This window comes from Mycobacterium sp., assembly GCF_035314665.1.
Classification (GTDB): Bacteria; Actinomycetota; Actinomycetes; order Mycobacteriales; family Mycobacteriaceae; genus Mycobacterium.
In genome coordinates, this window is the sequence record NZ_DATFZD010000452.1 from 1 (window position 1) to 7,270 (window position 7,270).

Below are 7,270 nucleotides of genomic sequence, written 5' to 3' on the forward strand. Positions count from 1 at the left end.
CGACGTAGTCGTCGGTATGCAACTCGGCATAGGTCGCCCAGTTCTTCTGGTCGACCGCATGATCTCGTCGGGCTTTGAGCCGGTAGATCGCCTGGAGTTCGACCAGCATCTCGACATCCGTCATGCCGTTGACTTGGCTCATGTCATCTCCTCGAACCGCGAGACCACCGGTTCCGCGCCTGGGCTGACGTATTGCACGAGTTGGGGCATTCCCTCGGTCAGAAGCAGCGACTTGGGAACCGACTCTCGTACCCAGGCGGTATTCCCGTGTGCGACGCAAGCTGCTTGATCCCGATACACCTCGACGACCACGTAGGTGTCGGCCTCTTCGACGCTCTTGGCGAAGCCGTAATAGGCAACCCCGGGCTCGTTCTCAAGCGTCATTGCGGTGACATCGGTCATCAGATCTTCGAACGCCTGCGCGTTCTCTGGACGCACCCGCAGGTGAGCGATGAAGGTAATCATCGGGCCGCCTTGACCTTCGCCGGTTCGCCGATGACGTGGTGGGAGGTATGCAGCCTGTCCTTCGCGGCTTCGATCGTCCGCCGCACACCTTCGCGAACCGACACCTTGTTCGGACCCAGCAACTCCACCATTTTGGTCGTGTCGGCCCAGATCGGCCAGGCCTTGCTGTTCTCGACGAATACCGGCTCCTTGCCGAGTATCTCGCCCGCCATCTGGCAGTACTCCTGCGTCGTCACGGCTTCCGTCCCGCCGACGTTGACGATCTCAGCGCCAACCTTGGCGATACCCGCTGCGGCAATGGTCTTTTCGACGTAATCATCTTCGTACAGCGGAGTATGAACATTTCGCACGCCGGGATAGACGCTCACCGGTTGATCCCGGATCATCTGGTCGATGCGTTGCGTGACTCCGCCACCCCGCGGGCCGTAAAAGGAGAAGATCCGCACCAACACCACCGGGAGCTCGTAATCCACGCTGAGATGTTTGAGAAGGAATTCAGCCGCGATCTTGCTCGCGGCATAGTTTTCGGCGGAGGAGTGCAGGCCGTAGGGATCGTCCTCGCGCAGGGGCCGCTCGCCCTGGTACTCGTAGAGCGAACCGGTGCTGCCGTGCACGAAAGCTTCGCAGTCCCGGTAGCGTCTGGCCAGGCGCCCGGCGGCGCCCGCATTGACTTCATAGGCGTTCTTCTGCGGCGGCAGAACGGCGTAATTGATCACCACATCAACTGATTCCGGCAGCGGCGACAGGTCGGGATCGGCGAGATCGAAGGCAATCGGGTGTGCGCCCGCCTCCTCCAGCATCCGCTTCTGGGCCGGATCGGAGAACCGCGCCACCGCGTACACCTCATTTGCCTTCGCCAGTTCTTTGGCGACCGGGAAAGCCACCACGCCGCTCGCGCCGGTGACGAGAATCCTTCGCCCTGACAAGTCGTGCATCGCAACTCCTTTCGTAGCGTTATCCATCGGCGACGGACGCCTCCATGGCTTCAGCTTCGTAACTGCCCATGAACTCCATCGGCACACCGCCCATGGTGCAGATGAACAGGTCAACGCCAGGCACCCCCGTGTCGAGAACGGTGACGTCGTCCGTGAATCGGCGCGCTTTATCCTGCATGGTGCCGTAGTCGTCGGCCAGAAAGGACAATGCGGCAAGTCCTTCGGGTGCGGCTGTGCGTAGCTGTTCGGGAACGTCGAGAACTTCGACGAGCCCCGCCACGCCACTGCCCAGGATCGTGACGTCCGCCCCCTCAGACGGTGGCCACCCAAGAGTCGTCTCGAGTATCTCCCCCGGAACCCGAAAACTGTGTTGCACCTCCATTCCGACCACGTCGATGAGGAATCCGATGAACCTCGTCGCTGAATGGCTGAGCATGACCACGTGATGCAACTGGTTCGGCATGACGAGACCTCCCGATGAGCGCCTATTGGTGCGCCACGTCGGATGCTAGCCAGGCGGCTCGAACCGGGGCCACAGATTGCGGAATACGAGCCTAAGCGCAGGTCAGTCGGGGCACCGTCAGATGCCGTAGCGCAGTTTGATGCTGTGATAGCGATCGAGCATCTGCTTCACACGCTCGCCCTCGGACACCATCGCGGTGTCGGAAGGAAGCACGTCGAGCAGTTCTGACCGCTTCACTAACCGGGTGCGGAAGCTTGCGGGGTTCTGGCTCATCAGATTGCGATACGTAAGGTTGCCATTCGAAAAGCCCTGAGTGTCAAGCCAGTTGTGCACGCCAGGATCGTCGTGCGCGATCACCAGGCGCACCACGTCGTCGCTGTCCACCTTGGTACGTGCGGGGGTATAGCTCACCGGGCGGTACAGGAAGTCCATGCTGGCCGCGAAGACATTGCCCATCCCGAAGATCCAGAAGCCGTCGTGGTTATCCATCTCGACGATCAGCGCCTCGTCCGGCTTCAATTCCCAGATCATGTGCGCCGCCAGCCGCCCGCGCTTGGCGTCGTCGTCGGTGTTGGCGGTCCGCTCGGGCGGGAACTGGTTCGTGAAGGCGGGGTCGCACACGCCGTGGGAGTAATTCCACGAATGCTCGGGCCAGTCGTGCATCGCGCCGGTGAGGAAGTCCCCGGCCCACTCCATCGCCTCGATGATCCGCTCCGGCGTCGGTATCGGCCGTGGACCGTCCATGCCGATCCGCTCGATCGACAGGGTGGTCGGCGTCTCGAACCACGCGTCGAATGCCTCGCGGATGAACAACTTCCGCGAACCGGGCGTCGTCGGCAGCCAGTTCTCGGCGCGCACCTCTCCCCCGACGAACAGCTCGAAACTGCCGTCGGCTTCGGTGGCGATCTGTTGACCGAAGATGTTGGTCTCCGGAATGTCACCGAAGGGCTCGTGCAAACTCGGCCAGTCGGTGCCGAGGATGCGATCAGGGCGCGGGCCCTGCACCGTCACGTTGAGCCACCGCGCGGTGCCACGGTTCCCGCTGATCCGGTAGGCGTGCTCGCCGTCGATCCACGCTTGGCGATAGGTGAAGTCGGCGACGTCACCACCCAACTTGCGCGTCGGTGTGCAGAAGGGATGGAGCTGCGGGAAGGCCGGATCCTTGGTCTCCAGCGCCAGGTCGAACGCCTGCCCCAGATTCTGGGTGAGAAATCGGAACGCATCGCCCCGCAGGATCGGACTACCGGGGTTGGCGTCCTTGAACACATCCTCGCCCGCGGACCTGAGCTGATCGCAGAAACGGCGCCACGCGTTGCGAAGCTTCTCGTCGCTGAGCCCGTCGCCATAGGCCATCGGTTCAGGCTCCCAGCCTGGTGAGGATTTCCGACACCCTTTGCGCCGCGCGTTGGGTAGCGGCGCGCGCCCCTTCTGCAGCGATACGCGGACCGACCAACTCGATGTCGAAGACGCCTTCGTACCCGGCCTCGAGCACGTCGCCCAGTATTCGGTCGAGCGGGATCACCCCGTCGCCGGGTACCGCGCGACAGGGTGCGGTTCTGTCGCCAAGCACGTAGTCGCTGACCTGCATGAGACCCGTCATCGGAATCGCTTGCCGCAGAAGCGCCTTCAAGCCGGCCTCCATCCAACAGGCGTGCCATTCGATGCAGAGACCAATGCCGGCGAGTTCTGCGAGGGTGATCGTATCGGCGAGCGTGTGGGCAATGTGGATGTCGGCATTGAACGACGAGGCGTTCTCGACGAGCACACGAACCCCCTGGGCCGCGGCTGCCGCCGTGCACGGCGCGATGAGCGCGGTGAAGCGTTCGGCGGCTTGCTCCCACGTCAAATAACCGCGGCCGCCCGTTTGCAAATACACCGAGCTAGCCCCCAACGCCGCGGCGATGTCGATGGCCTGCAGCAGCTTCTCGGTCGCCTGGCCACGGTCGTTATCCAGGTCGGGATAGACGGCGAACTGATGATTCACCGCTTCCACTTGCGGCGCGCCGGCCGCGAGTGCCTGCTGCGCCTCGTCTACCGCGCCCGGCCGCATCAGCGAAGCAGTCACAAGCGTCGTGTGCTGCACGCCGATCCGGCGGCAGTGGTCGAGGAAGGCCGGGGTGCTCTCGTCGAGGAATGCAACCTGGTGCAGGCCGACGCGCGGATGCACGACTAGGCCCTTGTCTCGATCTCGACGCCGAACCGTTCGCGGAACGGTCTGAACTCCTCGTTTAGGGCGTCGAGATCCTCACCGATGTCGGTGAGCAGCGACGTCGAATAGCGGAACTTGCCGTAGCGGTCACCCTTGTTGTTGGCGAGGTAGTCACGCATCGCGCGCTCGGCCCGTGGGGTCAGCTGTCGCCCGGCGAAGTCGTAGTAGCCGCGCACGGTTGCGATCTGGTCGGATACAAAGTCGCGGTAGCGGACGTGGTGGATGCGCGGGTCGTCGACCATGGGGTTGGTCATCGTGTTGACGATGCCCGCTCGCGTCATCTCCAGATGCTTCTTCGCCTCGGCCTTCAGATCGATCGGACCGACGATGCCGTCCATGATGTCGGCCATCATCATGGTGCGCGATGCGGCCACCTGTACGGGATCGCGGTGCAACCACACGAGTGTGGCGTCGGGATAGGCCTCGAAGAACTCCTCGAGCCGGAAGCCATGGAATCCCTTGAGCACCCAATATTTCTCGGACCTGCCGTACTGGAGCTGCTGCAGCATCGCCTTGTGAATTCGGTACTGTGCCGCGGCATCGGTCGGCAAGCCCTGAGTCACTGATTCGATCGGCACTCGCCACCAGGCGGTCGGCGTCATCACCCGGAAATCGAAGGCCCAGGTGCGTTCGTCCTCGGGCAAGCCGTCGCCCAGCATGTCGTTGTAGGGATGAGAATGCAGCCATTTCGGCAGCTTGGCATTGATCTCACGCCAATCGTCGTCGGCGCGAGGTCGGCGCGGATCATCGGTGCCAACGACACCCGGCGGTGGCGACGGATACATGACCTCCCAAAACCTCAGGGCGCGGGCCGCGGGGTCGACGGACATCAAGGCGTGCATCAGCGTGGTTCCCGTGCGCGGTTCGCCGGTCACGAACATCGGCCGCTCGATCACCTCGTCGGCGATCGGATAGCGGTTGCGGTCCTCGAAGAACTCGAGTCGCGAGGTCAGCAGCCAATGGCAGACTTGCGCCGCCTGTCGACGACCGTCTGCGTCCATCGTCGCCGCGTTGAGCTGATCGACTGCGAGCCCGAAGCGCTTGGGAAAGGTGGCGTCGCTCCAGTCGTAGAGTCCCGTCTCGGCCTGCGCACGAGCCAGCATCGCCTGCGCGTCGAGCGTGTTTTCGGTTGCAGTCGTGGTCATTTGCCACCGACCAGGGTGAGCAGTTCGTCCTCGGTCTCGCGGACCTTGGCGGCCGAGCCGGCGCTGAATGCGAGTCCACCCATGCTGCCGTACTCCATCAACTTGAAAACCCGCAGACCCGCGTCGCAGAAGCCCTTCATCCGCTGCGCCACCTGCTTGGGCGTGCCGCAGGGGATGATGTCGCGAATCGCCTGCGTATCAACGTCTTCGCAGAACTTTATGATCTTCTCACGTGAGAGCTTGACCGGGTTGAAGTCCATGGTCCCGCGCCAGTCCGCGCCCATCGGGTGCTCGTAGCCAAATGTGCGGAGGTCCTCGGCGGTGAGCATCAGGATGATGGACTTGACCAGCGGAGCCTCAAGCATCGACTGGATCTCGTCGTCCTCGCCAATCAAGCACATCTGTGTGATCGCGGGGACGATCGCCATGGGGTCGCGGCCGGCCCGCTCGGCCGCCTCGCGGACGACCGCGAGTTTGGCGGCGTAGTCCTCCGGTGTGAACGCACCCGCAGGCCACCACCCGTCGGCGTGCCGGCCGGCGATACGCAGCATGCGAGGCCCGGCGGCACCGATCCAGATCGGCGGGACCCTGCCTTCGTAGGCTTCGGTGTCCAGCCGCGCGTGCTCGAGACGATAGAAGTCACCCTCGAAGTCCACCGGTCCGTCGCTGCCCCAGAGCAGCTTGATGACTCTGACCGACTCCTCGAACCGACTGACTGGCCTGGCGAAGTCGAACCCGTAGGGCACGGTGTTTTCGAGCTCGCCGGAGCCGAGGCCGAGGATGAAGCGGCCCTTCGAAAGGTGATCAAGGGTCAGCGCTGTCTGTGCGAGCATGGCTGGGTGTCTGCGGACCGTGTCGACGACGGTCGTGACGATGGGTGTCGTCGTCGTGAGGACGGCGGCCGCGGCGGCGACGGCCATACCGTCGAGGTGCCGGTGGGGCGATGGTGACGCGGTAGCGAGATCGGTGAACTCGGGCGCCCAGATCGAGTCCGGCCAGAAACTGACCATGTGGTCCGGTAGCCAGATGGAGTGATATCTCCCGGAGTCGTACTGATCGAGCAGGTCGATGGCGAGCGGCAGCGTGGTGCGCAGAAACGCGGCCGGCTGGACCTTCATCGGTCGACGGTCCGTGCGACGCTCATGGTCATTTCGGGGAGCCGGTCCGATCGCGCTGAGCATTCGCTCAGCGTAGCCGTACGCTTTGCGCCGGAACCTGAAGATCAAAGAGGTATGCGATGAACGATGACACCGCGCTCATGGACATCGAGTCGATCAAGCAGTTGAAGGCGCGTTACTGCCGGTATCTCGACACCAAAGACTGGGATCGATGGCGCGATCTCTTCACCCACGACTTCGTCGGCGACACAACGGAAGCGGGAGGCACCCTGATCGTCGGCGTGGACGAATTCATGGCCTACACCCGCAACACGATCGGCAAGCCTTCTCAAGCGACTGTCCATCAAGTGCACTGTCCCGAAATCGAACTGACCTCAGCGACCACGGCTCGGGGCATCTGGGCACTCAACGACGTCGTCCGCCTGGTGCCGGCCTTGACCCTGCACGGCTACGGCCACTACCACGAGACCTACGAGAAGATCGACGGCCGATGGCGAATCAAGACGTCTAAATTGACCCGGCTTCGCGAGGACGTGACGATGCCAATATTCGCCCCGCGCATCGCCGCGCGGTTGCGAGCGGCCGCGGCGAAGATCGCGCGTCGCTCTGCCGACTGAAGCGCCGGACCGCGTCCGTCGCGGTGAAATGGACAGGCCTAGGACAGAACTCCTGCCCCTGACCCTGGCCTTCTCTGTGGAGCTGCCGGGAATCGAACCCAGCCCGAGAATGTCGCTGACCTGCGGAAACGCCGTATTTGACGACGCGAAACGACGCGAAAGTACGTGAAATGACCTGCGGATACGCGAGAGGTGTTGATGGCATCAACATGGACGAAGCCGTCTCCACCTGCGGATACCGCGAAGCGCTGCGAACGCTGACCGACGACCGGACGGTCGGCGGGTAACCGGTTAGACCGGCTGTGCGAGCTTCAGTGC

The 7,270-nt window shown here is 63.4% G+C and carries 8 protein-coding genes; 1 reads left to right on the plus strand and 7 read right to left on the minus strand.

Features of this window, described 5'->3' with window-relative positions; genetic code table 11:
- Nucleotides 1-138 precede the first annotated feature (138 nt).
- From VKI00_RS32990 to VKI00_RS33020, 7 genes are all read right to left on the minus strand, one after another.
- A complete protein-coding gene (locus VKI00_RS32990) occupies nt 139-465 on the minus strand; it encodes a putative quinol monooxygenase (protein ID WP_324447498.1) in 327 nt (108 codons plus the stop codon).
- A complete protein-coding gene (locus tag VKI00_RS32995) occupies nt 462-1,400 on the minus strand; it encodes an NAD(P)-dependent oxidoreductase (protein WP_324447499.1) in 939 nt (312 codons plus the stop codon). Before VKI00_RS32995 ends, VKI00_RS32990 begins: the two co-directional genes overlap by 4 nt.
- A gap of 19 nt (nt 1,401-1,419) precedes the next feature.
- Entirely contained in the window at nt 1,420-1,863 is a 444-nt protein-coding gene (locus VKI00_RS33000; protein WP_324447500.1) for a hypothetical protein, read from the minus strand.
- A gap of 117 nt (nt 1,864-1,980) precedes the next feature.
- The gene (locus tag VKI00_RS33005) at nt 1,981-3,216 is read right to left on the minus strand and encodes a DUF1214 domain-containing protein (protein ID WP_324447501.1); all 1,236 of its coding nucleotides are present in this window, start codon (nt 3,214-3,216) and stop codon (nt 1,981-1,983) included.
- Between the two features lie 4 nt (nt 3,217-3,220).
- Entirely contained in the window at nt 3,221-4,030 is an 810-nt protein-coding gene (locus tag VKI00_RS33010) for a sugar phosphate isomerase/epimerase family protein (RefSeq protein ID WP_324447502.1), read from the minus strand.
- Between the two features lie 2 nt (nt 4,031-4,032).
- On the minus strand, nt 4,033-5,217 hold the full coding sequence (locus tag VKI00_RS33015) for a sulfotransferase (RefSeq protein WP_324447503.1): 1,185 nt from the start codon (nt 5,215-5,217) through the stop codon (nt 4,033-4,035).
- Nucleotides 5,214-6,335 (minus strand): LLM class flavin-dependent oxidoreductase, encoded by a 1,122-nt coding sequence (locus tag VKI00_RS33020; protein ID WP_324447504.1) that lies wholly within the window; start codon nt 6,333-6,335, stop codon nt 5,214-5,216. The genes VKI00_RS33015 and VKI00_RS33020 overlap by 4 nt, the downstream gene beginning before the upstream one ends.
- A 119-nt stretch (nt 6,336-6,454) precedes the next feature.
- Between VKI00_RS33020 and VKI00_RS33025 the strand changes: the two genes are divergently transcribed.
- The gene (locus VKI00_RS33025) at nt 6,455-6,952 is read left to right on the plus strand and encodes a nuclear transport factor 2 family protein (RefSeq protein ID WP_324447505.1); all 498 of its coding nucleotides are present in this window, start codon (nt 6,455-6,457) and stop codon (nt 6,950-6,952) included.
- Nucleotides 6,953-7,270 lie beyond the last annotated feature (318 nt).

What these genes read in the sequence shown, in the direction of transcription:
- VKI00_RS32990 (WP_324447498.1), bottom strand. Translation starts at nt 465, where the DNA reads ATGATTACCTTCATCGCTCACCTGCGGGTGCGTCCAGAGAACGCGCAG.
- VKI00_RS32995 (WP_324447499.1), bottom strand. Translation starts at nt 1,400, where the DNA reads ATGCACGACTTGTCAGGGCGAAGGATTCTCGTCACCGGCGCGAGCGGC.
- VKI00_RS33000 (WP_324447500.1), bottom strand. Translation starts at nt 1,863, where the DNA reads ATGCCGAACCAGTTGCATCACGTGGTCATGCTCAGCCATTCAGCGACG.
- VKI00_RS33005 (WP_324447501.1), bottom strand. Translation starts at nt 3,216, where the DNA reads ATGGCCTATGGCGACGGGCTCAGCGACGAGAAGCTTCGCAACGCGTGG.
- VKI00_RS33015 (WP_324447503.1), bottom strand. Translation starts at nt 5,217, where the DNA reads ATGACCACGACTGCAACCGAAAACACGCTCGACGCGCAGGCGATGCTG.
- VKI00_RS33020 (WP_324447504.1), bottom strand. Translation starts at nt 6,335, where the DNA reads ATGAAGGTCCAGCCGGCCGCGTTTCTGCGCACCACGCTGCCGCTCGCC.
- VKI00_RS33025 (WP_324447505.1), top strand. Translation starts at nt 6,455, where the DNA reads ATGAACGATGACACCGCGCTCATGGACATCGAGTCGATCAAGCAGTTG.